General features: G+C 39.3%; 21 protein-coding genes. 9 read left to right on the top strand and 12 right to left on the bottom strand.

Going from position 1 to position 25789, the window contains the following annotated elements:
• Window positions 1-17: 17 nt before the first annotated feature.
• From ED557_05215 to ED557_05170, 10 genes are all read right to left on the bottom strand, one after another.
• Complete coding sequence (locus tag ED557_05215; GenBank protein RNC84791.1) at window positions 18-2975, bottom strand: TonB-dependent receptor; 2958 nt, start codon at window positions 2973-2975, stop codon at window positions 18-20.
• A 5-nt stretch (window positions 2976-2980) separates the two neighbouring features.
• A complete protein-coding gene (locus tag ED557_05210; GenBank protein ID RNC84387.1) occupies window positions 2981-4462 on the bottom strand; it encodes a hypothetical protein in 1482 nt (493 codons plus the stop codon).
• Between the two features lie 95 nt (window positions 4463-4557).
• On the bottom strand, window positions 4558-5286 hold the full coding sequence (locus ED557_05205; protein RNC84790.1) for a T9SS C-terminal target domain-containing protein: 729 nt from the start codon (window positions 5284-5286) through the stop codon (window positions 4558-4560).
• Window positions 5287-7238: 1952 nt separating this feature from the next.
• Complete coding sequence (locus ED557_05200) at window positions 7239-9359, bottom strand: hypothetical protein (GenBank protein RNC84386.1); 2121 nt, start codon at window positions 9357-9359, stop codon at window positions 7239-7241.
• Between the two features lie 91 nt (window positions 9360-9450).
• Window positions 9451-10140 carry a glycosyltransferase gene (locus tag ED557_05195; GenBank protein ID RNC84385.1) on the bottom strand — a complete coding sequence of 230 codons (690 nt, stop codon included), beginning with the start codon at window positions 10138-10140 and terminating at the stop codon, window positions 9451-9453.
• 11 nt (window positions 10141-10151) lie between these two features.
• Entirely contained in the window at window positions 10152-10748 is a 597-nt protein-coding gene (locus ED557_05190; protein RNC84384.1) for a glycosyltransferase, read from the bottom strand.
• A 78-nt stretch (window positions 10749-10826) separates the two neighbouring features.
• Complete coding sequence (locus tag ED557_05185) at window positions 10827-11621, bottom strand: MBL fold metallo-hydrolase (protein RNC84789.1); 795 nt, start codon at window positions 11619-11621, stop codon at window positions 10827-10829.
• A gap of 178 nt (window positions 11622-11799) precedes the next feature.
• Window positions 11800-13770: a DUF349 domain-containing protein gene (locus ED557_05180; GenBank protein RNC84788.1), complete on the bottom strand. Its 1971-nt coding sequence runs from the start codon at window positions 13768-13770 to the stop codon at window positions 11800-11802.
• Window positions 13771-13933: 163 nt separating this feature from the next.
• Window positions 13934-14752 carry a mechanosensitive ion channel family protein gene (locus ED557_05175; GenBank protein ID RNC84383.1) on the bottom strand — a complete coding sequence of 273 codons (819 nt, stop codon included), beginning with the start codon at window positions 14750-14752 and terminating at the stop codon, window positions 13934-13936.
• 126 nt (window positions 14753-14878) lie between these two features.
• A complete protein-coding gene (locus ED557_05170) occupies window positions 14879-15229 on the bottom strand; it encodes a hypothetical protein (protein RNC84382.1) in 351 nt (116 codons plus the stop codon).
• Between the two features lie 84 nt (window positions 15230-15313).
• Between ED557_05170 and ED557_05165 the strand changes: the two genes are divergently transcribed.
• Window positions 15314-17287, top strand: a complete 1974-nt coding sequence (locus ED557_05165) for a hypothetical protein (protein RNC84381.1) — start codon at window positions 15314-15316, stop codon at window positions 17285-17287.
• On the opposite strand, the gene ED557_05160 is transcribed toward ED557_05165, so the two are convergent.
• Window positions 17277-17792 carry a histidine phosphatase family protein gene (locus ED557_05160; GenBank protein RNC84380.1) on the bottom strand — a complete coding sequence of 172 codons (516 nt, stop codon included), beginning with the start codon at window positions 17790-17792 and terminating at the stop codon, window positions 17277-17279. The genes ED557_05165 and ED557_05160 overlap by 11 nt on opposite strands.
• The gene (locus tag ED557_05155; protein ID RNC84379.1) at window positions 17789-19111 is read right to left on the bottom strand and encodes an MATE family efflux transporter; all 1323 of its coding nucleotides are present in this window, start codon (window positions 19109-19111) and stop codon (window positions 17789-17791) included. Before ED557_05155 ends, ED557_05160 begins: the two co-directional genes overlap by 4 nt.
• 169 nt (window positions 19112-19280) lie before the next feature.
• Between ED557_05155 and ED557_05150 the strand changes: the two genes are divergently transcribed.
• The 8 genes from ED557_05150 to ED557_05115 all read left to right on the top strand — a co-directional run bounded on the left by ED557_05150 (window position 19281) and on the right by ED557_05115 (window position 25789).
• A complete protein-coding gene (locus ED557_05150; GenBank protein ID RNC84378.1) occupies window positions 19281-19754 on the top strand; it encodes a hypothetical protein in 474 nt (157 codons plus the stop codon).
• Window positions 19754-20614: a hypothetical protein gene (locus ED557_05145; protein ID RNC84377.1), complete on the top strand. Its 861-nt coding sequence runs from the start codon at window positions 19754-19756 to the stop codon at window positions 20612-20614. The genes ED557_05150 and ED557_05145 overlap by 1 nt, the downstream gene beginning before the upstream one ends.
• Before the next feature lie 124 nt (window positions 20615-20738).
• The gene (gene rsmD / locus ED557_05140) at window positions 20739-21305 is read left to right on the top strand and encodes a 16S rRNA (guanine(966)-N(2))-methyltransferase RsmD (protein RNC84376.1); all 567 of its coding nucleotides are present in this window, start codon (window positions 20739-20741) and stop codon (window positions 21303-21305) included.
• The gene (locus ED557_05135) at window positions 21302-21796 is read left to right on the top strand and encodes a pantetheine-phosphate adenylyltransferase (GenBank protein ID RNC84375.1); all 495 of its coding nucleotides are present in this window, start codon (window positions 21302-21304) and stop codon (window positions 21794-21796) included. The genes rsmD and ED557_05135 overlap by 4 nt, the downstream gene beginning before the upstream one ends.
• A 70-nt stretch (window positions 21797-21866) precedes the next feature.
• Window positions 21867-23060 carry a pyridoxal phosphate-dependent aminotransferase gene (locus ED557_05130; protein RNC84374.1) on the top strand — a complete coding sequence of 398 codons (1194 nt, stop codon included), beginning with the start codon at window positions 21867-21869 and terminating at the stop codon, window positions 23058-23060.
• Complete coding sequence (gene pdxH, locus ED557_05125; protein ID RNC84373.1) at window positions 23060-23635, top strand: pyridoxamine 5'-phosphate oxidase; 576 nt, start codon at window positions 23060-23062, stop codon at window positions 23633-23635. Before ED557_05130 ends, pdxH begins: the two co-directional genes overlap by 1 nt.
• 71 nt (window positions 23636-23706) lie before the next feature.
• On the top strand, window positions 23707-23997 hold the full coding sequence (locus tag ED557_05120) for a zinc ribbon domain-containing protein (GenBank protein ID RNC84372.1): 291 nt from the start codon (window positions 23707-23709) through the stop codon (window positions 23995-23997).
• A 55-nt stretch (window positions 23998-24052) separates the two neighbouring features.
• Complete coding sequence (locus ED557_05115) at window positions 24053-25789, top strand: carbohydrate-binding protein (protein RNC84371.1); 1737 nt, start codon at window positions 24053-24055, stop codon at window positions 25787-25789.

Here is a 25789-nt window from a genome sequence, read left to right as displayed (position 1 = left end):
TATTCATTAATCTCATTCTAGAATTGAACCGAGAAGCCCACCATTATGTGTCGTTGTTCAATATAGTTTGCCGGATTGTCGTAAGCCGGTAGATTGTTGTCGGTAGGATCAATATATCTTGGATCCCTAACATTGCTAGGAACGTCGTAACTGCGATCATTCCGCAAAGCAACAAGTTCAGCCTGACTGGTTGGATATTCTTTGTAACCTTCGCCTGTAACCGGATTTACAATCACAGAACTTCTGTTGTTAAGTAAGTTCGTAATTTCAACGAATGCAGCAACCCTGGTTCCGTTCACTTCAAACCATTTGCGGAAATTAAAATCCATATAGAACCAGGCAGGACCTACCCTGCTAAACCTTTGTGCAGGGTCATCAACACGCTCATATATAGGTCTCCAATTCTGCTCTCCGGTAACGGGGTTCCTCTCAAAACCTACAAGCTCAGTTGGAGTGTAGCGGGTACCACTTCTCCAAACAGCGGATAAGAACATTTGAAACTGATTAAATGCAGGCAAATCAAATAAAGGCTGAGATCTATCATAGGTGAAGGTTACATTCCCTTTGATATCGAATGGGCGATCCCAGGCAAGTGGGGTCTCAACGTTAGCACCAATATTCTGGCTTGCATTAATGGATTCAAAATTCTCGTCGTTCGTAGAGCTCAAGCCTTCTGCTCTTGAGTAAGTGAATGAAAGCTGACCACGTAACAGATCCCGATATCTTTTGATGTATGACATCTCAATACCACGAGATCTTGCATAGTCTCCATTAACCCGAAAAGCTTTAGTAACATCTCGGCCATCCACATCCGCAACACGAATCGTTTGTGAAGTTACAAAGTCATATTTATCTCTCCAGAAAGCAGAAACATTAAATGCATCGTCTGCAGTAAGCTGGTTTCTCAAACCAATTTCATAGGAGATATCAACTTCAGGATCCAGGTTGGGGTTTCCAAGATCAGGCAAATCTGACTGGTCTTGTAAAAAAGGATCCAATCCGGCATACACAAAACTAGGATGCGGAAGTCGGGTTGAATGACCATAATTGAAAAACAGTACCTGGTTCTCCCGTACAGGGAAAGAAACGTTTACTTTAGGAAGGAACCTGAACTTATATCTTAGCCCAAAAATCTCAACACTGCTATCAATATAGTCCTGAGCTACAAAATCAGGAATGGTAGAAATTATATTTTCATCGAGAGCGTCATTTACTGCATCATCTACATATTTTCCGGGAGCCCAGTACTCGATTCGAGCGCCAATATTAGCAATTAAACCATTATATCGAACCTTATCCGTAATAAAGAACGCGCCTCGCTTTGGTTTAACCCTCCAGGCATCAAAGGTCTCTCCTACTCTGAATGTTTCGGATACTACTCCTTCGCTAATCTCTATTGGAGCACCAATCCAAGGACGGGTGATATCAATCCACTGGTAGTCGTTAAACTTAAATTCGAAACCCGCTACAATTTGATTTTTCCTGTCTGCAAAAAATTTGGTTATAGAAGTTTTAAGTGTTAGTTCTTCCGCAAAATGATCGTGCCATAGTGTTGCGATACCACCATTATTGAAATATCCAGGCCCTGCCAACACATAGGTAAAGTCATCGGTTCCTTCAAATTCCTGTGCAGGTGTAGTTACAATACTTTCCGGATCAAATTCACTGTCTACATTTAAAGGCCTCCAGTCTCTTCCGTTTGCATCCGCTCTGAGCCGGGTAAATAAACGGCTAAACTGAACTTCATAAAAAGCAGTTTGAGATAAGGTCTGTGTCCACTTTATGTAAGAAAGGTTACTATCGTGGGTATAGGTATTTGCGTTATCCAGGAATCCATCAGAAAACGCAAACTGGAAACCTGGTCTGATTTGCGTATCTGCTCCGGTAATCTGAAGCATTCGGGTATTCTGGTTAATTGTTAGAGAACGCTGATAGGCAGCCTGCATTCTCATACCAGGCTTAATATTGTAGGTTAGCTTAAACATTCCATTCCAACGATTACCCTGTCTTGGAGACCAAAAATCACTATTGGTAATAGAGGATGAAATCTGGTTTGCAGAAAGCTTTGTATAGCCATCTGTTAAGCTTATCTGACCAGTAGCAAAAAATGTGAAGGTACCTGGCAAATCAATCCCTAGAGCAGGAAGTAATTTTTCAGTAATAATCCCAGGGCCTCCCAAATTGAATTCATACACATCAGAAAAGAAATTGGCCTGGTTGTCGAGGTTATTTGAGCCCGTATTATCTCTTTTATGAGTGAAGTTACCTTCGAATCTCTCGCCACCATTTTGAGTTTGTACTGCTACAACTCCGGAAGTCACATCGCCATATTCAGCTCCAACCCCACCAGTAATTACTTCGACATTGCTGAATGAGTTGGATCCCAAATCCAATCCAAAACCAGTCCCTGCTAATGGGTCTTGCGCTGATACCCCATCAACCACAAACCCTGTTTCGTAGGCTCTACCACCCTTGATGTACAGACCCGTTGGATCTTTTACTACGCCAGATTGAAGTGAAACAGCATCTTCAACACGCTGAATGGGTGCTGCCTCTAAATCAGCCTTTGAAATGGTAATAGAAGTATTTGATTTCTCTACATCAAATATCGGTTTTTCACCAATTACTAAAATCTCTTCATCAGATTCCAGGACCTGCTCTTTCATTGCCTGGTTTAACTCTGTTGTTTCACCAGCTACTACTCTTACTCCCGTAACCTGAACAACCTGAAACCCAATAAATGTAAACTCAACCGTATATTCACCGGGCCTAATATTCCTAATATTGAACTGGCCATCTACATTTGTGGCATCTCCAAAATTTGAACCAACAATTCTGACGTTTACCCCTGGTAATGTCTCATTGGTTCCATCTTCTGTTACAACCCCGGAAATATTCCCGGTATTTTGAGCAAAAGAAGGAGTTACAGTTATCAGACCCAAAAGTAGGGCGAAAAGCAATTTTGTGTTCTTCATACCCATCATTGATTAAAGTTCAGCCTGCCGATTAACAAATCCTGGAGTAATTCCGGTACATTTCCATTCTGATTTATCAATGTTAAATCCATACTTAAGTAAATCAGATTTCCTTCCTGATTCTCTACAGCGATGTTTTCAAATCGTGTGTAATCAAGAGTAGTACCAATAAGAGTAGTTGTTCGGAAATCAGTCGTGTAAAGTGGAGTACTTCCGGCAATAGGCTTTATTGGAAATACGCCCACTTGCCTACTTTGAGTTCTGGCCACAACATCTGAGACCCCATCTTCGGGAACTATATCAGAATTTGTATTGATCACAAAACCAGTTTGTATACTACCTTCATCAAAATAGCCGATAGAATCTACCGGAAGGAAATTAAATATCTCATCACGTTGGCTTATACCTTTCATCGGAATGTTTACAAACATGCTTCCTCCTTCTGCAAAAAATTCGGAAGTAATATCTAATGCGTATGTGATATTTCTGTCAATATCTTCAGAGATCCAGTATATATGATCCCATTTTGCCAAGGTATTTTTTAACGTAGGATCAACTACAGTGGGAAATTGATCCGATAATGCAATTTTATCTTGTGTAACCTCACCCGTATTTATAAGCCATAGGTCAGGAGTAATACCAATCTCATCAAGAAATACCAAATGTGCTGCTTGCTTGGTAAGTGAATTAGAAGACCCATCATCATTAATAAACAATACATTTGAATTCTGAGGCTTTACATACCAGGAGATTGACTCCACATTACTTCTGGCTCCTGCAGCATCAATAGCTCGAACATAAAACGTGTTTTCAGTATCAATTTCTATATTAGGAACAGTAATAGGTACATTATTTTCATCCACTCCTCTTGAGTAGCTCCTTCCTATATATAAATCGGCTTCTTTTGTACCGGGTGTTCTGTTGTCAAATTCGAGAGATATAAACAAACGTCCATCGTCTGCTTGTGAGAAAGGAACGTCTACCCACCCACTTGTTGTGTCATTAACTGCAATTTCTGTTCTTGATATATTTCCTAAACCGTCTAAATCACTAACTGACCAGCCAAAACTTGCTATCGAAAACAAGCTATCCGGTGGTGTTTCTGTCAAATTCAGTGAAACCCGAGGTGAAGTATTAACAATTGGAAAAACTAATCGTGCTCCAACGGGGTCTCTCTCATTATCATTATCAATGGCTCTAACTTTGAATAATACATCATCTTCAGCTAATCCTTCAGTTATCGGAAGTATGAAAGTGCTGTCAGTTCGAGTGGTGAATGTCCAACTATTTTCTGATGTATCATTAATCGCGTATTCATAGCCAGTAATAAAACCGTCGCTATCAACTCCCCACCAAGTTATTTCAATTTGGCTGGAAAGCCTGAAGTCACCTTCGCGGTTTATTTGTTCAATGGTCAAAAAAGTTGAAGGAGCCTGGTTCTCATTAAAATCACCTGAGATAGAATCTTCGCATGAGTTGAAAGTCAAACTCAGGATGAATAAGAGAAATATGTAGGTGTAATTTTTCAAAAGTAAAAAATGAATCACCAGCTGCTTTTACAACAGCTGGTGATTGTGTTGAATTATTTAATAAGCATCATTTTTCTGGTGCTTACAAACGAACCTGCTTCGATTCGATAAATATACATACCACTTGCTAACGCAGAGGCATCAAATCTTACAGAATGGTTAGCCGCATTTAGCTGCTCTCCATCAATAAGTGTGGCAATTTTTCTTCCAAGCATATCATATACTACTAGGCTTACTTTTGCTGATTGTGGTAAGCTGAAGTTGATATTTGTGCTTGGGTTGAATGGGTTAGGATAGTTTTGTTCGAGGCTAAACTCTTTTGGAGTACCGAATTCATCTTCGTTAGAAGTTTGAAGAGCACGCTCAAGAGTTAACGCATAATAAACAGGAGTGAATTCACCGTTGCTGAACGTTGAAACTTCAACAGTGTCAACAGTACCGTCTGTTACTCGCACATTCCAAACTACATCTGCAGTTTGTCCAACTTCTACTCCAAGGCTTGCTAATAATCCATCAACGGTAGCAAATGGAAGCGTGACTGTGGTATCAGCACCATTGTTGTCAGAAGGAAGTGCTGCAAGTACAGTAGTAGTATCAGCAGAGTAAAGTACCCACTCGTAACTCACATCGTTTCCGTCAAAGTCAGAAGTAGGTTCCCATACAGGAGCGATATCACTATCCACAACTACAGTAGCGCCATCAGATGGAGCTTCAAGTGCAAATGTTCTGAATGGGAATGTGAAATCATCACTTACAAACCAATCAGGGTTTCCACCAACCATTTTTGGGTTTCCGAATGAGAAGTAAAGTGTACCAGTTAATGATTCTAGAACAGCACCGGTTTTGATATTCTCATTTATAGTTGAGCTGAATCTTGAAGAACGATCATCAAATCGTAGTCCATCTCCGGCTTCAAGAGTATCAGCAGCTCCGCCACCTTGTCGAGATCCAAATTCCCACTCGCCAAAGTCAGCACCACCGTCAGCCTGGTTAGTTGTAACTTTTACATCATCAAAGGTAATAAGCACACCTTCGTAAGCTTCAAAGTTAGCAAGTACATCCTGAGTAAGAAGGCCCGTAATAGCTAAAGTATCCATCATGGTGTTTGGAGAAAGAGTAGTAAACTCTTCTACTGTAACTGTAGTTACACCAAATGATTCAGATACAGACATAGAAGTGATAGAAACCACATCTCCGGCTTCAAGACCTTCCATTCCGTTTTCTTCTTCAACAAATACTCCAGACCAGGCAGCCGCACGATCCTGAATAGTAATGTATCCATCCTCAATTGCACTTGTTGTAACAGTTGCTGTGATTTCTGCAGATACTGTTCCTACTCCTGCTAGCGGGCTATCTCCTGCAAGGCCATCTGCAGTTTCCTGAATGGCAGCGATTGAAGTAACAGCATCGCCTTCAACAAAGAATGAGTATGTTCCGGAAAGTGGGGAAACACCAACAAGCCCATCGCTATCAGTAGCTTCAATAACAAAGTTTACAGCAGTACCACCATCAAAAGTTGGTAGAGTAGCTGTGTATACATCGCTACCACTAGTAGTCATAGCAAGTGTATCTGTTTCTCCGCCTGCGGTATAAATTAATTCTACTCCTGTAACCGTTTTATCGTCTACTCCTACAATAGTAGCAGTAACTGTAACTGCATCTTCAGAAGTAACGGTAGAATCAGATAGGAATACATTTGAGAACACCGGAGGAAGACCGTTTAAGATAATGTCATTAGGCCAGCTGAAAATAGTACCACCACCAAGGTCATCACCATCCACGAATCGGGAGTTATTTAACCAAACTACTCCATCTTCGAAAGGGTTAACACCAAGGGCACCATTACCACTAGGAACTAATCCATCCGGATCGTCGCCGTTGTAAGTAATGAATCCACTAACATCTACATTAGCACCAGCTACAGGAGGAACAAATTCTCCATCAAGGCTATCTAATCTTCGTGCATTGTAGTCAATTAAATATCCCTCGCTACCAATAGCGTGATCATTTCTCAAGCGAAGTGATGTGTCATAAATGTAGATTCTTGAACCACCTTCGTTTAATGCCCAATCAGAACGACCTCCACTATTTCTATCGCCTACAGTAACGTTACTTACAGTAGCGCTTGAGAACTTAACATAGGAACCGTTATATACCTGATAAGCTGCTATGTCCATGGAAAGCGCACTATTTTCAAAGTTATTAATATCAGCTACGCTGATTTCCCATGGGTCCAGAAGATCAGCATGTTGAGGAAACTCTGAATTTACGCTACCTAACAAATCTACAGTCTCAACATCAAATTGAGCTGTACCGTTAAAATAACCTAGAGAACCAGTGAGTGTTACCACATCACCTCTAGTCAAAAAGTCAACCGATGTATAGTTAGTTTCTACAATTTGAATTGACATTCCAGCACGACCCATTGCAGTTGCAGAGGTATCGGTTATGAAAATGTGAATTCGGCTAATACCATCAATTTCTCCATCACTGTCGTTATCCTGTGGATTTGAAAGTCCACTACTTTTTGGATAAGAAACAACAACAGCAGTAAATCGAACATCAACACCTGCAAGAGGGTGACCTTCAATTCCTGCTACAGAGAACTCGGTCAAATCATCATAAGTATTTAACTCGCTGATTGTAATATCCTGCTGAGCCTGTGCTAACGCAGGAACCAAAAGGACGGTTAAAATTAAGATACTTTGTATCAGTCTTTTCATAGTTTAGTAGTTTATTTAATGATTACTATTTTACCTGTTTGTATCTCTCCTGATGCTACATCTTTCACGGTATACAGGTATAAACCCGTGGTTAAGATTTGATTCGCATTTGACTGTATGTCCCAGGCGTGCTCTCCTCCAGCTAATACCCTTGGATCATCACTAAAACTGGAAAACCAGCCAATATCACCTGTGTAGGTTTCTGAATCGTGAGTAAATTCTGAAATAATATCACCAGCTACGGTATAAATTCTTACCTCTGCTTTGGCTGGTAAATTGTAGAAGTATAGTTTTCTTTCCCCTTCTAATGTACCGTCCCAGGCCGCATTAACCCGGTATGGATTCGGATACACACCTACTTCGTATTCAACTCCATCTCTCCCGAAATTTGTATTTACAGGAGTTCCCGGAAAGACTCGCACAGCATTTACATTTGGACTGCTTTCAAGACTTTCTACTTCAAATACTTCACTTCCCCTGTCAAATGCGGTAACAGATAGTTCATATTGCCAACCACTCAAAAGCCCGTCTATTTCATAGGCATAATAATAGGTGGTAGTATCTCCATCATTGAAATTAATAGGCTCTTCTAAAAGAATTTCATCAAAACCTGTATTAAAGCCATTCTCATTTCCAGGAATATCAAACTCTCTGATCGGGCGGGCATTTGGATTAATGTCTTCCCCCAAATCTGAGCTATAAATTTTATATCCTTCAAAGTCTACTTCTCCGGAAACCCTATCGACTGAGCGCTCTGAAGTCTTGTCCCAATAAAGCGTAACCTTACCCGCTTCAAGTTCTACCCTAACTTTTGGGTTATCAGGTGGGGTAGGAAATAGATAACGAGTAAGCGCCCCATTTCCATCAGTATCTTCTCCTGGATCCAAAATCCCATTGTTATTTTTATCCTCTCCCTGAAACACCCTGTTTGCCGAATTAATAGTTTGTACCAATTCTGCTCTGGATTCTTCGTTGTCAGTCTTCTTAAATGCCTGCCCCTGGAACTCATCCGGTTTTAAGGCTGCAGAAAAAACAAAGTAAACAGTAATAGTTTCACCAGGTAACACTTCAGGAAATGGTCCAATAGACATGAAGGAGATATAGTTACCATTTGCGGTTTGCCCATCGGTTCTTAATTGCTCTCTTACAGTTGTCCCACCAATTGTTGAATCCATAGGAAAGACGGTAGACATCCTTTCGTATCTTTGGAGGTCATCATTTGGGCTATCATAAATCCCGGTACCAGCACTGAATAACCAATAACTAGGATCGACAAAAGGCACTCTTTTCCCTTCCGACTGTAGGTATTCTCGATTTGATGGATGGTAATAATCTCCCCTGTACTCAGCTCCTATAATCGACATGGCACCATATGTATTGATTGAAGGGTTGTCTGGCGAACCAGCATCAAAAGCATATGCGGTATAAAGTGAATCGATATAACCAATCCCATTCTTGTTGAAGAAAGCCCCGCCCGTTTCAGTAGCAGTATTTACATTTCTAACCACTAAATCGGCGTACATACCCACAAATACGCTATCCCAGGGTACAGCAGAGGCGTACAGACCACTATTGTTGGTTATATCATAACGTAGGATGCTGAAGTTCTCAGTAAAAGGAAATGCCCAGTTATAACTTTCAAGTACAACATCAGCATAAAGTGGCGTATCGTGCCCATTAATAGGAGTCCCATTAATGGTTCTTCTCTGATCAGTGAATTGTGCAATGATATCCTGCTCACCTACTGAGAACGGAGAGAAAAATTCATCATTAGGATTTGTACTTCTACGAGATAAGGGGAGATCCCCAGTAAACTCAAACCCTGCAGCACCTCTGGAGTATCCACCACTAGTTGTTACCGAAGCAGTAGATACCCGAATCCCCGAGTTATTATAATCTGCGCCTATCCATATCCCTGCCTCAAAGAGGTGCTCTGTTCCGGTATCATTTGGGAAACGCATACTTGCCCCACCTTCAGGGTTATTTCTAACGTCCGGCTTACCAATTGTACCATAATTGGTAAGAGACAAGCTCAGCGTACCTATATTAGCTTCTGCCCTTTCAAAAGATGCTTGTGCAGATAACGACGTTGCTAACAAAAGCGTCGTTATAAGAGTCAGGATGTACTTCAAATATCAAACATTAATTTTCACTAAGATAGGCAACTTGCAAAAAAACCGCCTAGTTCCCAACTCAATATTTACACTTCCATAACATTACTCTCTATTCAACCATACGCTTATAAAAGTTCACTAATTTATCCTGCGAAAGGCCTAAGTAATAACCAGTTAAGATTGCAGTAAAAATCAGTTGAAGCTTAATAACTCCAACTTGCCGATACTTTCGAGCTGAAGTTTTTACATTTTTTGGGAGAATACTGAATTTATATTTCGATTTAAGGCGAGACACAATCTCCTGATCTTCCATCACTACAAGTTGCTCATCAAATCCTCCTGCTTCTTCAAAAGCTTTTTTTTCTACAAAAAGACTCTGATCGCCAAACCGAAAGATGTTGATATCAAAACGGGTGAACCAGGCATAAAAAGCCAATAATGGATTCTGATCATCAAAAGCTAAACGAAAACACCCCGCTGCCGAACCCTCTTTTGTTGCTTTTGTAATATCCTGAGCAAAGGTTTCCGGCGGATAGGAATCAGCGTGTAAAAAATATAGAATTTCTCCCTTGGCCTGTTTTGAGCCAAGATTCATTTGTTTGGCTCTCCCTCGTTTTGAGCTAAAAATTACTAACGCTCCTTCTTTTAACGCCTTTTTATTCGTTTGATCAGTACTCCCTCCATCTACTACAAGTATTTCAAATTTTACCCCGGTTTTCTTACAACAACTCGTTAGGTAGCTTAGTAATTGGGGCAGCGATTCTTCTTCGTTATACGCAGGGATAATAATACTGAGCATAAATCTAATACCTATAATTTATCTTTCACTAACACCCAATCTTCTTTTGTATCTACATCGTTCAATTCTTTTAACAAAAAGTAACTGATTTCGGCAGTCTTTGCTTTTGACAACGTTTGCTCCAACACGTTTTCAGTACTCCATTCGATCTCTTCAAATAATTCAGGATAAAATTGATTCATGCCAATCAGATAATAACCTCCATCTTTCGCAGGACCGACTACGAGTGAGTACTTTTCTAGCAGATCGAAAGCACTTTCAATCGTATCAGTATCAAGTTCAGCGCAATCACTCCCAATTATAACCACCCTTTTTGAGCCGCCATTGGTAACACTTTGACTTAACGCAAAACTCATCCTGTTTCCCAGGTCATTTCCTCTTTGTAATCTTTTTTGAAATCCTGCCTCATCCCATATATCCTTATTCTCGATAAAGTTGGAATACCAAACTTCTTTTTCTACAGATAAGGGTTCCGCAATTTTTTTGGTATACCGAATTAGTGATTGGTAGACATCAAGAGCTTTTTCTTTTCCAATAGTCTTGGCTAGTCTGGTTTTTACTTTTCCGAATTCAGGGTTCTTAACAAAAAGAATAAGCTTCCTTTCCACTTGTATTATCTATGAGAAAATTTGAACCCAAAAATATTGGTACTTAAAACAAGAAGTGTCACAAATGAGTGAAATAACCTATAAGGGTAATTGTATTATTTGACCTTCTTTTGCGAGACTGATTTCCTGATAATTTGATTTGTACTCTTTCTTTAATTTGTCCTCAAGCTCAGATAAATAGTCATCAGTACTATCAGGGTCGTGATGAGTTAGAATTAACTTACCGATATCCAATCCTTTTGTTATCTCAAGCACATTTTCCCAACAGGAATGCCCCCACCCTTTTCTTTCCTTATGCTGCTCTAAATTAAATTGTGCGTCATGTATTAGTACATCCACCCCTTTCACAAATTCTTTAAACGTCTCTATAAAAGAAAGTGACTCTGAAGAAGTATCGATTGGCAATTCATTATCAGGAGCAAATACAATGACCTTACCCCCAATTTCAAACTTAAACATTGCTGCACTTACTGTATGCTTAGCCCAGATGTAATCAACTGAATAACCCTCAAACTCTAGCTTTCCAGGATAAAAAGTTTCGCAATCCATATCTGCCTCTAACATATCGATAGTGACAGGGAAAAAAGTATTGGACATATGACCCTGTAAAATTTCTTTACAGCCAACTTCATCTTGTGGAGGTAAGTAAACCCTGAACCAATTATCTAGTTCATAGAAAGGTTTAAAAAAAGGAAAGCCTTGCAGGTGATCCCAATGTGGATGTGTGATGAATATCCTGCCTTTACTGCCATTACCACTTTCGGTTAATTTATTACCGAGATTTCTCAAACCAGTTCCGCAATCAACAATCAAAAGATCAGGTATACTATCAGCTTCAATTTGAAGACAGGTAGTATTACCACCATATTTCATATTCTCGGCGTTAGCACACGGGGTCGACCCTCGCACACCCCAAAACTTTATGTTTATACTTGCGCTCAAAAAATCACAGTTAATTACGCTCTGTAGAAGTTTTTACTTAGCCTATTAAATAGCTCACCTATTTGCATTAAGATTGAAAAAAAAAAGCACACTTAAAACCTTAGGTCTGTTATTCCTCAGTACCAGAAGACTTTAGCGCACCTATTTTCGTCCTCAACTGACTTGCCTGTGTTTTCTTTTCAGATATTTCAGTTTCGGTCTTATTGATCTTCAGGTGAAGGTCATCCAATAACTTATTGCTTTTATTAGACGGCTTGAAATAAGTAGTAGCCTCCTGATATTGAATAAGTTCGGCTTCAAGTCTGGAAATTTCTTTTAAAAGAGGATCCAATTGTTTCTGATACTTAATAATCTCTTTTCTGTTTGCGGGATCAATTCCTTGTGATGCCAGTTTTCGCTCCATTCCTAAATCTGCGCCCGATGATCGGTATCGCTCATAAATGATATCACAAACCTCCCGATATTGTTTCCAGATTTTATTTTTGAATTTCAGTGGAACATGCCCCACTTTTTTAAACTCGACCTGAATTTTCTTCGCTTCTTCTACAGCTAAGGCTGCATCATCACTTTCCGACAACTCTTTGAGCTTAGCTAGTAGCTCGTTCTTTAGAGTTAAGTTTTCCTTTTGATCTTTCCTCACGTCTTTGAAGTACTCTCTTCTTTTATCATAAAAACCATCCATAGCACTTTTAAACTGTTTCCAGATCTTGGATGATTTTTTGCGCGGCACAGGACCTATAGCCTTCCACTGATCCATTAATTGCTGCATAGCTTGATGGCCTTCTTCAAAACTTTCCATATCCTGAATCGATATTGCTTTTTCAATCAGACTAAGTTTCTTGTCAAGGTTCTCTTGTTCCTGACCTCTTAAAACCTCAATGTTATCTGATTTCTTCTCATTAAAAGCATCGGTAGCATGTTTGAATTTATCCCAAAGCTCATTCTCCTCTTTCTGGGGGAGATTGCCGGTTTTCTTCCATTGGTTATGGAGCTTGTTTACTTTTCGTGCAGCAATGGCCAGGTCTTTCTCATCGATTAAAGCTTCTGCTTCTTTTATGAGCTTCTGCTTTTTCTCTAAAGACTTTTCTACTGCTTTTCGATACTCGCTATCGTGCTTTAATCTTAGTTGACTAAAGGCGTCCTGAGCCTCATTAAAATGATCCCAGATATGCTGGTTTTTTTCAACTGGCACTCGACCTACTTTCCTCCATTGGAGAAGCAAATCATGAAACTCCTTATTTAAAGAATCGAAGTCAGCACTATCATCAATTTTTGCATTGAGTGCATCCATCTTTTCAAGTATCACAAGCTTCAATGTCAGATTCTCTTCCTCTTTTTGAAGCTTTTTAACCAAGCGGTCTACTTTGTGGCTTTCAAATTCTTCCAAAAGCGAATCAAAGCGTTCATTTAGTGCTTCAACTTCTCCTTGAGGGAGAACTTTTATAGACTCCCATTTATTTCTAATCTGCCCTACCTCTTTGGTAGCCGTCCACTTCTCTCCATTGATGATGTCAGAAAACTCCTTTATAAGGGCTTTTTTCTTCTCAAGATTTTCTGCCTTCTTTTTATTGAGCTCCTCATAGTGAGCTTTTTTTCTGGTTTCGAATTCTTCGCGTAGAGAAGTGAACTTCTTTACGGCTTCTTTGGCATCGTCCATATTTGGATCAGGCCCTTCTTCAATATGAAGTGCAAGATTTGCCAACTCATTTGAAACAAATGCCCAGTCATCCTGACTTATGAATTCTTCTGCTTTTTTTAGAATGTCAGTATAAAATTCAGATGCACCTTCTTCTACTGGAGTTTCTGATTCATTTTCTTCTGAACTTTCTATTTCAGAAGTAGCTTCTTCTTTGGATTGATTTTCAAGTACCTCTTCACTGGAATCTTCTGTTCTAGTCGCAACCTGTTCTTCGGTATTTGTCTCCGCTTCTACCTGCTTCTCTTCTGTACTATCTTCAGAATCTTCTTCAGCTATTGTATCAGAACTCTCAACAGGCTCTTCCGATATTTGCTCGTTTTCGGCGGTAGGATCAACCGCATCCTCTTTTAAATTTTCTTTTTCCGGGTTTTCTTGCTCCAGGTTAGTCACGACTACCTTCCTTTCCAATTGTTCTTAATTTGCTACGTACGACTACTTTTTTTGAAAGAATTCAAGATAACATAACTATTACTGCTTAAGCAACAATTGCGCTATTTCCTAAAAATAAAAAAGCCGGTTTTGAACCGGCTTTTTTATTTAAGAATTAGTCAACCTTATGCAAATGTACATCGGTTTGTGGGAAAGGAATGTTAAGTCCTTCTTTATCAAAGGTTTTATAAACTTCCTCATTCATTTTGAAGTAAACTCCCCAATAATCTTCTGCATTTACCCAAACCCGAACAACGATGTTTACAGAACTATCAGCCAGTTCAGAAACCGCCATAAATGGTTCGGGATCTGACTGAATGCGTTCATCCTGAGAGATAAGGCGCTTTAAGACTTCGTATGCTTTGTCTACATCATCACCATATCCAATACCAAATGTCCAATCTACTCTTCTTGTCTCTTGAGTAGAAAAATTTGTCAATGACCCAGTAGCCAATGGGCCGTTTGGAATAATAATAGTTTTATTATCAGGGGTAGTAAGAACAGTCACAAATATTTGTATAGCATTTACTGCTCCGGTGTACCCTTGGGCATCTATAAAGTCGCCCACTTTGAAAGGTTTAAACAGAAGAATCATTACTCCCCCTGCAAAATTCTGAAGCGTCCCAGATAGTGCCAAACCTACCGCTAAACCGGCAGCACCAAGAATCGCAACAAAAGAAGTCATTGGTACACCAAGCAAGCCAATTGCTGTAATGTAAACCATTACTTTCAGCAAGATCGAAACCAAGCTACTTAAAAAAGAACTGAGCGATTCGTCAACTTTGCTTTTGGACAATATTCTCTTCACCAATTTGGTGATCATATTTACTATCCATAAACCAATGACGAGAACTACTATCGACTTAATCAATGCTATCCCATACTCTGTAACCAGACCGAGTATGTTTTCCATATCGAAATCAAATTCTTCCATATCTCCTTAATTAGTTAATTAACATTGTTTTCCAATTATAAGATAATGTCATAAAAAAACCGCCCTTTAAGGCGGTTTATTAAATTAATCTCATTCGAGAATTGAGCTAAATTTATGACTTACCTACTAGGCCTCTATATCATAAACCTCTTTGAGTATAGCTTTCGCATTAGCATCTTTGCCTTGCATAACCCTGTGTTGGAGATTAGTAATAATCTCTGGTTGTGCTTTTTCATAGGCCTCTTCTTTAGCAAGTTTGTCGCTCGACGTTCTTATAAGCTCAAAAATATCGTCAGCCCTAACTACACTATAAATATTATCTTTATTGAATGCATGAGATCTAAGTTTTTCAAACTCTTTAAAAACACGAGGAAAATCCTCATTCTTCTCTGCCTTAGTAATAATTTCAACATCCGACGGTCCTTCTGCACTTAGTGGTGTTTTACAGAGGTAGAAAAAATTTTGCGTGTAATTCATATTTATTAACAGTGTGATTTAGTGCTTAACTTAGAATATTTTAAATATAGTGAATCCCACACTACTTTTGAGTAACATCTTTCTATGCGATTATTAATCCTCATAGCATCAATTTGCCTCTTTTTAGCTAACTGTAGCAGAGTTCCAGAAACTTATAATGAGGGGATTATCCCTATCTATCAAAATGAGTTTCCTCATGATCAAGGATCTTATACAGCCTTAGCAAAAGTATATAAAGGAAACTCGCACACTAATAATGGATTCTTTATTTCGGAAGAGGGGCTTTTCTTAACGAATTATTCTACTGCTCTAGAGTACCTATCTACAAAAAGCAGTACGGAGAATGAAGCTCTTTTTGAAGAAGGTTTTACTGCTGATTCGAAATCAACCGAAATACCAATGGAAGGTATAGCCCTACTGATTGAGATAGAGCAAATTGATGTAACAGATCAAATCCAAAAAAACATAACCGAATTAAGTTCCAATACTGAAATTTATGCATCTATAAGGGATGAAAAAACGCGGTTAATTAATGAGAAAAGAGGAAACAGGACAGATATCCTTGTAGAAATTAAAGATTCCTTTTCTGGGAACCGTCAAATTATGACCGTTTACACAATTATCAGAGATGTCCGACTTGTACATGTACCCCCTATTTCAATTAATGCTTCAATTGCTTCTGATAGTGAACATCTTATTTCGACAATAGAAAATGAGTTCGCATTGCTTCGTGCATATTCTGCCCAAGATGGTTCTTTAATTGGCTATCGAAATGATAATGTTCCTTATCAACCTACTTATCACTTCGAGCTATCAGAGAAATCACCTGAGTCTACTGAATCTTTAACAGCTCTTGGATTCCCTAATGCCACTTATCGTCTGGAAACAGCACGAGCAATCCAGTTCTATAATCGAAATGTAAACCCATACATCGTTTCTTCTCTTGAAATCTATTTAGAAAAAGAGGATTCACTCTCCGAACTTAATACCAACAGATCCCTTGCTTCTGTAGCAAACCGATATTCTGTGGCTCAGAATCTGAAATTTTATAACCAGGCTCAGTCACAGATTGAGGAAAATGATTTACTTCAAATTATTAATACCCAGGATCAAGCTTACATGGATTGGGTTAATGCTGACACGAGCCTGCCTACTTCTTATCAAGCAGTTTTTACTTATATAAACCAGGCTTATGATATTGCTCAACAAACAGGTGATTTGTTATACATAACCAGGTATTTCAGCAATTTTAGTTTACTAGATAATCTCATAATAGGGTATCAACAGTTTTTGACCAGAACTGAAAATTCAAGAATTACCGAATCTGCTGTACTTCAGAATCACCAGCAGGTACTTGACCAAATTGATGTAAATGCTGAACTAGAAATGCTTAAAAAGTTCTTGGTTCAAATGAAGAATCTCCCAGAAGATCAGCAACCACTTATAATCTTCGATCTTTTCAATGATGCGGAATCAGATCAGTTGTCCACGTTAATTGATGAATATGTTGATAATGTGCTTTCATCTTCCTTTCTATTTAATATCGAAAAAGCATCCTCTTTAATAAGGAATTATCAGTTTGTTTCTGATCCATTGTACATGCTTTTGGAAGAGATCACATTCTCTAATGAAACTGCTCAGCAAAATTTCATCCGGCATTATGCCTACCTGTTTCCTGCTCAACAGATATTTATCAAAGCTCAAATGGAAAGAAGCGGAGGAACATTAAAGCCAGATGCAAATACTACATTATCTTATAATGTTGGAAGCTTTAATGGAAACAAAAGGAGTAGAAATAAGAATCTATTTTATTCCACAAACGATTTTTCTGGTAAAGCTCCAGGGGCAGCTATTTTAGATTCTGAAGGAAAGGTTATTGGCCTGGTTACAGAAGAAATTTCGGAATCAGTAATTGGCCATTATATTTATTCACAGGAAGCTTCTTATTTACCAACGTTAAAAAGCTCCTACATCATCCAAAAATTATCTGAAACTGTGCAGAATTCGTCTCTCTCATCTGAGCTTGAGCTTGGTGTTGACTTAGTTTCTAGTCAATAATTTCTCTTAATACTTTTGGGATCATCATCCATTTCACCTGGCATGTCCCAGGTTTAATATCCTGCCAGCGAACCGCATAACTTTCAAGGCAAACAAGACCTGCCGTTGGAATTCGAAATGCAGTAGTATCACGCCCCCCACTTAAAGCAGTTGCTGTAGCTTCCATTAACGGATTATGACCAACAACCATCATAGTATCTGCATTTTCTGGTGCACTCTGAACGGCTTCAATGTAATTTAATACGGATTCGAAGTAGAGATCTTCATCCCATCGAATAATACTTTCATCAAGCTTCATTGCTTCGGTACATAGCCGGGTTGTTTGTACTGCCCTTGCAGCCGGAGAAGAGACTATATAATCTGGTTTATAACCAGATTTTTTTAAGTATTTCCCCATTCGTGGTGCATCCTTAATTCCCCTTCCTGCTAGAGGTCGATCAAAATCATCCAGGCTCGGGTCACTCCAACTCGATTTTGCATGTCTGAGTAATAAGATAAATTTCATTGCTTCAGATATGGATTTGTTATAGATGGTAAGAAAATTCGTTTAGGAGCCCAAGCAGTAAGCGTAACTCCTCTCACTAACATGAAAAAAGTCATAGCAAACCAAAGTGCATGCCCTCCTATAAGTGGCTCAGCTATATAATATGCCGGAAGGAAACAAAGTATTGTTGCAATCAACATTGAATTACGCATAATAACTGTTTCGGTAGCTCCAATATAAACTCCATCCCATATGAAACAGATACTATTGATTAATGGAGCTATAATTGTCCATGTTAATACAATCGTTGCGGCTTGAATCACCTCTGATTTGTCCGTAAACAGGGTAATAATACCTTTTCCAAAAAGTGCATAAACCAATGTAGAAGCAATTCCTATTCCAAGCCCCCAAAGGATACTGTATTTAATAGACTGATTTAGTTTTTTAGTATCCCCTGCCCCTGTAAATCTTCCAACCAGACTTTCCGCTGCAAAAGCGAATCCATCTATTCCATAAGCACTAATATACCATAACTGAAGGAGGATAGTATTGGCTGCCAGGACAATATCACCTGACTCTGCGGACTTAGCTGTGAAGAACGCATAAGAGAAAATGAGACATAAAGTCCGGATAAAAATATCCCTGTTAACTGAGAAGAACTTATACAGTTCATTCGTTTTAAATATTTCTAAAATGTTCACGCTCAAACTAAGGGTTGAATATTTTTTCTTGTACAGTAGAATGGCCAGTAATAATCCTATATAACTGGCAACTAAACTTCCCCATGCCACCCCATCCACATTCATCCCAAACTGGAATACGAACAACAGGTTTAGCCCAATATTGCAGATGTTAAGCACTATGGTGATTATCATTGGATACGTTGAGTTTTGCATACCCAGGAACCAGCCATTGATACTGAATAAGGCTAGCGTAGCAGGCGCTGCAAAAATCCTGATGTGGTAATACAAGCGGGTATAAGCTTCTACTTCCGGACTTGCATTCACTATTAAAAGCGAAATTTCTATTAGGGGATATTGTAATAAGAGGATTAATACACTGGCTATAGCCGCGACTGACAACACCCTTATTAACAAAATACGAGTTTCCCGTTCGTCACCAGCACCAAATGCCTGAGCTACCAAACCAGTGGTCCCCATTCTAAGAAATCCAAAGCCCCAAAAAATAAAATCAAATATGATACTACCAACTGCGATAGCTCCCAAATAGTAAATGTGTTCTAAATGGCCAACTACTGCGGTATCGATAACCCCCAAAAGAGGGACAGACAGATTGCTGATGACGTTTGGTACAGCCAGTCTTAAAATCTGCTTATTCAATCCAACAGTTTTTTAGATTTTATTATTCGGGCGTAAAGAATGTGTATAAGTTAAATTATTGTTGTGTTATTTTTTGGTTTATTCATCTAGGTTGCATCTATAAAGGGGTGCGTGTATTTTCTTCATTCGTTTTTCACAGAATACACTAACTAATTATCTTTCTTTTCAGATGAATATTGATACTCGAAACAAAATTTTAAGTGTAGTACTTGGGGTTGTTATACTTGCTCTATCATGGTGGTTATATGATTCTATAGTAACTCCATACAAGATTGTTGAAGAACGCCAGGCTGAGACTGAACGAGTTCGAGCTCGTATGCTTTCCCTTAAGGATGCTCTTGTTCAGTACGAAGCTAAATTCGGTCACTTCCCTCCCACTGATGGCGGTTTAGATAGTATTGTTACTTATTTACAAACCGATTCTTTAATGGTAGCGATGGGAGATACACTGTTCCAACAAATTCCCCCATTAACATATTCTCCGGAATCAATCATTCTGGCACCGCGCTCTGGTGAACGTTTTTCATATACTTTAAACGATACCCTGCGCCCGCCTCTTTATTTGTTAGAGGATCCTGATTCTGACGATTTAATAGGCAGCCTTTCCAGAACAACGATGCGAAACGCTCCTAACTGGAATTAATGGATGAAGCATCTGCAAATTTAGGTGTTTGTTTTTTTTCCGATCGGCTTTTTTATGCCATAAATGATCCGACTAATGATAAACACCTATCGCGTATAGGTTGTTTTGATTTCAATTTTGATGTGGCTGATGCGATAAGTAATCAGCATTCCGAACAATTCCCGCATATTAAAGCCACATTCGAAAAACTGCGTGTAGATTATAACCTGCAATCTGTTCGTTCGGCAACGTATCCAGGCTACGAATGCTGGACTTCTCTTCCAAAAGTAGTGTATGATAATGCCGATGAGCGAGAAGATCATCTTGCCATCATTATGAAAGGAATTGATCGCAAAGATATTGAACCCACCTGGCATGCAGTTAGTAAACCGGAATACAAGTTTTTAAGTATCCGGCGCAGAAATGTGATGCAAGGGTTTGATCAACTTACCGAGAAAGTTGGAACCACTGAGTTCGCCAGTGATTTTGAGCTAGCTACCAAGTGGTCATCATTTAATAAACCTGGTGGCTCTTTCTTAATGATTGGATGCCATAAGGATGTGATCTCAATCACTTCTTACCTTCTGGGAAAATTCAGAGCTTCGACATTTATAAAATTTGATCAAATTGCTGACTTAGCTTATCACTGGCTTCAGCATACTCTTCATAATAACTGGATGAAAGGGTTACATGAGAACATCTATCTTTTCGGCCATGAAACCTATGAAGTAGAACAAACTCTACACGGTCTTTGGGATAAGAGTTCAGTAATAATTAACCTGAATACGCTCAACGAAATCGGAGTTGTTGCAGAAGAAGAAACTTATGGTTTTGACCTTGCTGCAGCGTTTCCAGCCATATTACTCTCTCTAGACTTTTAAAAATGTGTTGTCATTTCGAAGAAGCGAAGCGATTGAAAAATCTAAAGGTTTTGAAGATGCAAAAGGAATTTTAGATTTCTCCCTCTGGTCAAAATGACAGAAATTGAAACCTTACTTATTACTTATGAGGATCATAACAGGTAAACTTAAAGGGAGGCGATTCGAAATTCCGAAAGGAATGGACGTAAGACCTACTACTGACCGAACAAGAGAAAGTATCTTTAATAAGATTGAAGCTTATAAATACATTGATGGTTCGGTAGTTCTGGATTTATTTGGAGGTTCAGGGAGCCTTGGCTTTGAAGCTATTTCAAGAGGAGCGAAAAGTGTTAGTTATGTAGATATTGAAGCAAGAAATATCCAGCTCATAGAGAAGACTGCTCTCGAATTTGGTATAGAAGCTCAGGTAAGAACTACAATATCAGATGTACAACGGTTTTTAAATGGGAATCCTATTCCTTACGATTTCATCTTTTGCGATCCTCCCTACAACTATCCCTGGATGGATGAAATGATTAATCAGATTCTTGATAATAGCTGGCTAGGTGAGGAAGGCTGGTTTATTCTGGAACACGACAAGTACCATAATTATAAAGATCACCCACATTGTTTTTTTAGTAAGGCCTATGGACGTACTACCGTTAGTATTTTTGAAAAGCATCCGGTAGATTCAGAAAAAAATCAGCTATGAAACACATCGCGTTATACCCTGGCTCATTCGATCCAATTACTTTTGGTCACCTCGATATCCTGGAGCGTGCAACTAACCTTTTTGACAAGGTCATTGTTACTGTAGCAGTAAATAAGGAAAAAAATGCTGTCTTTTCTGGAGACGAACGATTGGCATTAATACACGAGTGCCTGGCTGATAAGGAATGGGCACAAAATATTGAAGTAGGCAAGTTTACCGGACTCCTTGTAAACCATGCTCAAAAATTGAATGCAAATACTCTGATCAGAGGTGTGCGACAGATTTCGGATTTCGAATATGAATTTAGAATGGCGCTCACGAACAAGCGCCTCGCTCCCACAGTTGATACTGTTTTTTTAATGCCGGATGAGCATTTCACTTTCATCTCCGCTTCCCTTGTGAAAGAGGTTGCTTACTGGGGTGGAGATCTATCATCGTTTGTCCCCGAAAATGTGTCCGAAGCACTTAAAAATAAATTCGGAAATAAATAAGCTCCTATTCACTTATTTCCTTTTTATCTATTTTCCTCCTCTCATTCATTTCAATACAAGTCTTCATTAAATGATCTCACAAAGAGCACAAAATGTTCAGCCGTCAGCTACTCTAAAAGTAACAGGACGAGCTAAAGAACTCCGCAGAGAAGGAAAATCAATTGTATCTCTTAGCGCTGGTGAACCGGATTTTAAAACCCCTGCTTACATTTGCGAAGCAGCTATAAAAGCTATTAATGAAGGCCAGCATGGTTATACCATGAATCCCGGTACTCCTGAGCTTAGGGAGGCAATTTCTGCTAAACTTAAACGAGATAATGAGTTTGATTATGATCCTTCTCAAATAATCTGCTCTAACGGGGCCAAGCAATCAGTAGGATTTGCAATACTTGCAACCATAAACAAAGGAGATGAAGTAATAATACCTGCTCCTTACTGGGTTTCATACCCCGAAATGGTTCGGCTGGCAGAAGGTACTGCAATAACTGTTCGTACCTCTTTTGAGAACGATTTCAGACTTACTCCAACGCAATTAGAGCAAGCAATAACTGATAAAACCCGGTTACTAATTCTTTGCTCGCCCTCAAACCCTACAGGCTCCTGTTATAGCAAAGAGGATTTAGAAGGCTTGGCAGCTGTATTAAGAAAATACCCTGACGTTCAGGTTCTCTCTGACGAGATTTATGAATACATCGTATTTGAAGGTGAGCATGTAAGCATTCTGAATGTTGCCCCGGATTTGAAGGATCGGGTAATCGTAGTGAATGGATTCTCTAAAGGTTTTGCAATGACAGGATGGAGGCTTGGCTATTTAGCTGCACATACTGATATAGTAAAAGCAGTATCCAAAATTCAAAGCCAGGAAACTTCCGCTCCATCTTCTATTTCTCAGGCAGCAGGACTTGCTGCATATACCAATGACCTATCTGAAGTGTTTGCAATGCGGAATGAATTCAAAAAGCGCAGGGATTTTATGGTAAGTTCTTTAAATGCTATTGATGGTGTAAGTTGCTTCACTCCTGGTGGTGCCTTTTATGTATTCCCGGATATCTCAGCATACCTAGGCACAGCTACACCTGGTGGAGAACAAATTTCTACTTCAACCGAGTTATGTATGTACCTGCTAGATGAGTATGGATTGGCTTGTGTACCCGGAGATGCATTCGGCGAACCAAATGGACTCAGAATGAGCTATGCTGCCTCTATGGAAGAACTTGAGGAAGCAATGAAAAGATTTAAACAAGGATTGGCTACTCTTAAGTAATGAACCCTATTTCAAAATTTGAGGAGTGGTATAAAGAGGAACTCTTCAAAAGCTCGGTACAAATCCCATCGGCTTGCTGCCTTTCAACAATAGGATTGGATGGATACCCAAATGCTCGCTTTGTATCTCTAAAAGCTGTTTATGAGGGTAATTTCATTATAACCGGACCTACTAATTCTTCAAAAGGGCTAGAACTGAAAGCTATACCAAAAGCCTCTCTTACATTTTGGTGGACTGAAACTGAACGGCAGGTCCGAATACAAGGAGACGTTGAACCATTGGAAGCTGATATAGCGGGACGCTTTTTTGAAGAGCGAAATTTTGACTCCAAAGTAGTTAGTGTTGTATCGGAGCAAAGTTCTCCTGTTTCGGATACTAATCAACTTATTGAACAATTCAATTCTAAAAGAGAAGAGCTAAAAGGCACTGAAGTTCCAGTACCGGAACATTGGGGTGGTTTTAAAATTAATCCCCTTAAAATTGAGTTCCTTGAATTTAGTGAATCCAGATTTCATGATCGAACCTTGTTTACGATGGATAGTCAAAACTGGGTGATAAAAAAACTTCAACCTTAGTAAAAGTTGTACTCGATTCTAACCTTTAGTTAGATTTAGCAAACTTTGACTATTCAAACCAGCAAATCAGCATGCCCACTTACGAGTACAAACGAGAAGACGGTACTACTTTTGACATCATTCAAAAAATGAGTGACGATCCTTTAACCACTTGCCCCACAACAGGGCAAAAAGTTCGGCGTGTTGTATCAGGTGGAGGCGGTGTGGTTTACAAGGGCGAAGGATGGTATGTGACTGATTATAAAAATGGAGGAAAAAAAGAAGCCTCAGAAAAAACAACCACTGAAAAAGCTTCTGACTCATCCGAAAAAAACTCTTCAACTTCTACCGAAAAATCTTCCAAAAACGATTCCTCAGAATAAGCCGTTTGATGGTATTTAATCCCTTCTTTGTTATTTTGAAGGAAATTTATTTGTTATGAGAGCACTACACTATTCATTCTTTTTAGTACTAATAATACTAAGCATTAGCAGCTGTAAATCCAGTACCGGATCGTCTGGTGACGATGATGTAAATGGGTTTAATGAAACCGGTTTTTTTAAAACAGATGGACAACAAATCCTGAACCGTCAGGGCGAACCAGTAGTAATTAAAGGTTTTGGTCTTGGAGGGTGGTTACTTCCTGAAGGATATATGTTCAGGATTACTCATCCCGCTGGCGAAGGAGCTACTGAAATATTCAACCAGGTTGCTGACTTGATAGGTGAAAGTGGTGCAGAGGAGTGGACGCAGTTATTTCGTGACAACTATGTAACCGAACAGGATATAGAAGAAATGAAAGCATGGGGAGTTGATCATGTTCGAATCCCCTTTCACTACAACCTTTTTTATGACATTGAAGCAGGTGGTTTTATCGATGAAGGTTTTGAGCGTATTGACGAATTACTTGTTTGGTGTAAGCGTCATCGAGTGGACGTAATTTTAGATATGCATGCTGCTCCCGGAGCTCAAAGCGATGGAGCAATTGCTGATAGCGATGGTGAAGCCCGGTTCTGGACTGAAAGTGAAACTTACTGGCCAATAGCCATCGAGATTTGGGAAAAAATCGCCCGACGATATAAAGATGAAAATATCATTATAGGCTATGATATTATAAACGAACCAGTAACTCCTGCTCCTTACGATGGTCGCGATTTAGCTCGATTCTACGGCCAGGCTGTTACTGCGATTAGAGCAATCGATCAAAACCACATCTTGTTTATTGAAGGCAATTACTTTGCTACCACTTTCGATTACCTCTATCCCCCATTTGATGATAATATGGTTTATGCATTCCATAAGTATTGGAATGAAACCGATCAGGGAACCATCCAATACCTGCTTAATATCAGAGAGCAGTACGATGTACCACTCTGGCTCGGCGAAACGGGTGAGAACTCAAATGGATGGTTTTATGAAACCGTGCAATTAGTGGAAGGCCTGAACATTGGCTGGAATTGGTGGACACATAAGAAACTCGAAACTATTACCTCCCCTCTTTCTTCACCAACTAATGATAATTACGATAAAGTAGTTGCTTACTGGAAAGATGAGGGGCCAAGGCCAACCGAAGCAGAAGCACGAGATGGTCTCTTTGAAATGGCAGAAGGTTTAAAGATTGAAAACAACACCTTTCGCCCGGATGTGATCGCCTCTTTGTTTTCACCATCATTTGGCACGGAAGGTGTTCCCTACACTGAGTTAAATATCCCTGGTAACATTGAAATGGTAAACTATGATATCGGTATGAATGGAATTTCCTATTTCGATAACGCGTACAAAAGAGTAAGCGGAGATGAGATTCAAAGTACCGGAAATCAGGGATGGGAATACCGAAACGATGGTGTAGATATTCAATCTAGTGACGACCTGGCCACAGATTATAATATTGGATGGATAGATACCGGAGAGTGGATGGAGTATACAGTGAATGTAACTGCAACCGGCACGTACGATATTGTCGCCAGAGTTTCTTCTCCGGGAAATACCGGCCGCTTCCGCCTGAAATTGAATAATCAAATAATTGGCAGTGAAGTATCTGTTCAAAATACAGGAGGAAATCAGTCGTGGCAGCAGCTTCAGGTAGGTTCTTATGAATTTGAGGAAGGGACACATACCTTACGGTTTGAAGTTACTTCAGGAGGTTTTAATATCAGCTTGCTTACCATCAATTAA

Origin of the sequence: Balneola sp. (assembly GCA_003712055.1) — a bacterium.
GTDB lineage: Bacteria > Bacteroidota > Rhodothermia > Balneolales > Balneolaceae > RHLJ01.
The sequence above is the reverse complement of the archived record's forward strand: the minus strand, read 5'-3'. Positions and strand labels throughout refer to the sequence as shown.

What these genes read in the sequence shown, in the direction of transcription:
- ED557_05215 (RNC84791.1), bottom strand. Translation starts at nt 2,975, where the DNA reads ATGAAGAACACAAAATTGCTTTTCGCCCTACTTTTGGGTCTGATAACT.
- ED557_05205 (RNC84790.1), bottom strand. Translation starts at nt 5,286, where the DNA reads ATGGTTGGTGGAAACCCTGATTGGTTTGTAAGTGATGATTTCACATTC.
- ED557_05195 (RNC84385.1), bottom strand. Translation starts at nt 10,140, where the DNA reads ATGCTCAGTATTATTATCCCTGCGTATAACGAAGAAGAATCGCTGCCC.
- ED557_05185 (RNC84789.1), bottom strand. Translation starts at nt 11,621, where the DNA reads ATGAAATATGGTGGTAATACTACCTGTCTTCAAATTGAAGCTGATAGT.
- ED557_05175 (RNC84383.1), bottom strand. Translation starts at nt 14,752, where the DNA reads ATGGAAGAATTTGATTTCGATATGGAAAACATACTCGGTCTGGTTACA.
- ED557_05170 (RNC84382.1), bottom strand. Translation starts at nt 15,229, where the DNA reads ATGAATTACACGCAAAATTTTTTCTACCTCTGTAAAACACCACTAAGT.
- ED557_05165 (RNC84381.1), top strand. Translation starts at nt 15,314, where the DNA reads ATGCGATTATTAATCCTCATAGCATCAATTTGCCTCTTTTTAGCTAAC.
- ED557_05160 (RNC84380.1), bottom strand. Translation starts at nt 17,792, where the DNA reads ATGAAATTTATCTTATTACTCAGACATGCAAAATCGAGTTGGAGTGAC.
- ED557_05150 (RNC84378.1), top strand. Translation starts at nt 19,281, where the DNA reads ATGAATATTGATACTCGAAACAAAATTTTAAGTGTAGTACTTGGGGTT.
- ED557_05145 (RNC84377.1), top strand. Translation starts at nt 19,754, where the DNA reads ATGGATGAAGCATCTGCAAATTTAGGTGTTTGTTTTTTTTCCGATCGG.
- rsmD (RNC84376.1), top strand. Translation starts at nt 20,739, where the DNA reads ATGAGGATCATAACAGGTAAACTTAAAGGGAGGCGATTCGAAATTCCG.
- ED557_05135 (RNC84375.1), top strand. Translation starts at nt 21,302, where the DNA reads ATGAAACACATCGCGTTATACCCTGGCTCATTCGATCCAATTACTTTT.
- ED557_05130 (RNC84374.1), top strand. Translation starts at nt 21,867, where the DNA reads ATGATCTCACAAAGAGCACAAAATGTTCAGCCGTCAGCTACTCTAAAA.
- pdxH (RNC84373.1), top strand. Translation starts at nt 23,060, where the DNA reads ATGAACCCTATTTCAAAATTTGAGGAGTGGTATAAAGAGGAACTCTTC.
- ED557_05120 (RNC84372.1), top strand. Translation starts at nt 23,707, where the DNA reads ATGCCCACTTACGAGTACAAACGAGAAGACGGTACTACTTTTGACATC.
- ED557_05115 (RNC84371.1), top strand. Translation starts at nt 24,053, where the DNA reads ATGAGAGCACTACACTATTCATTCTTTTTAGTACTAATAATACTAAGC.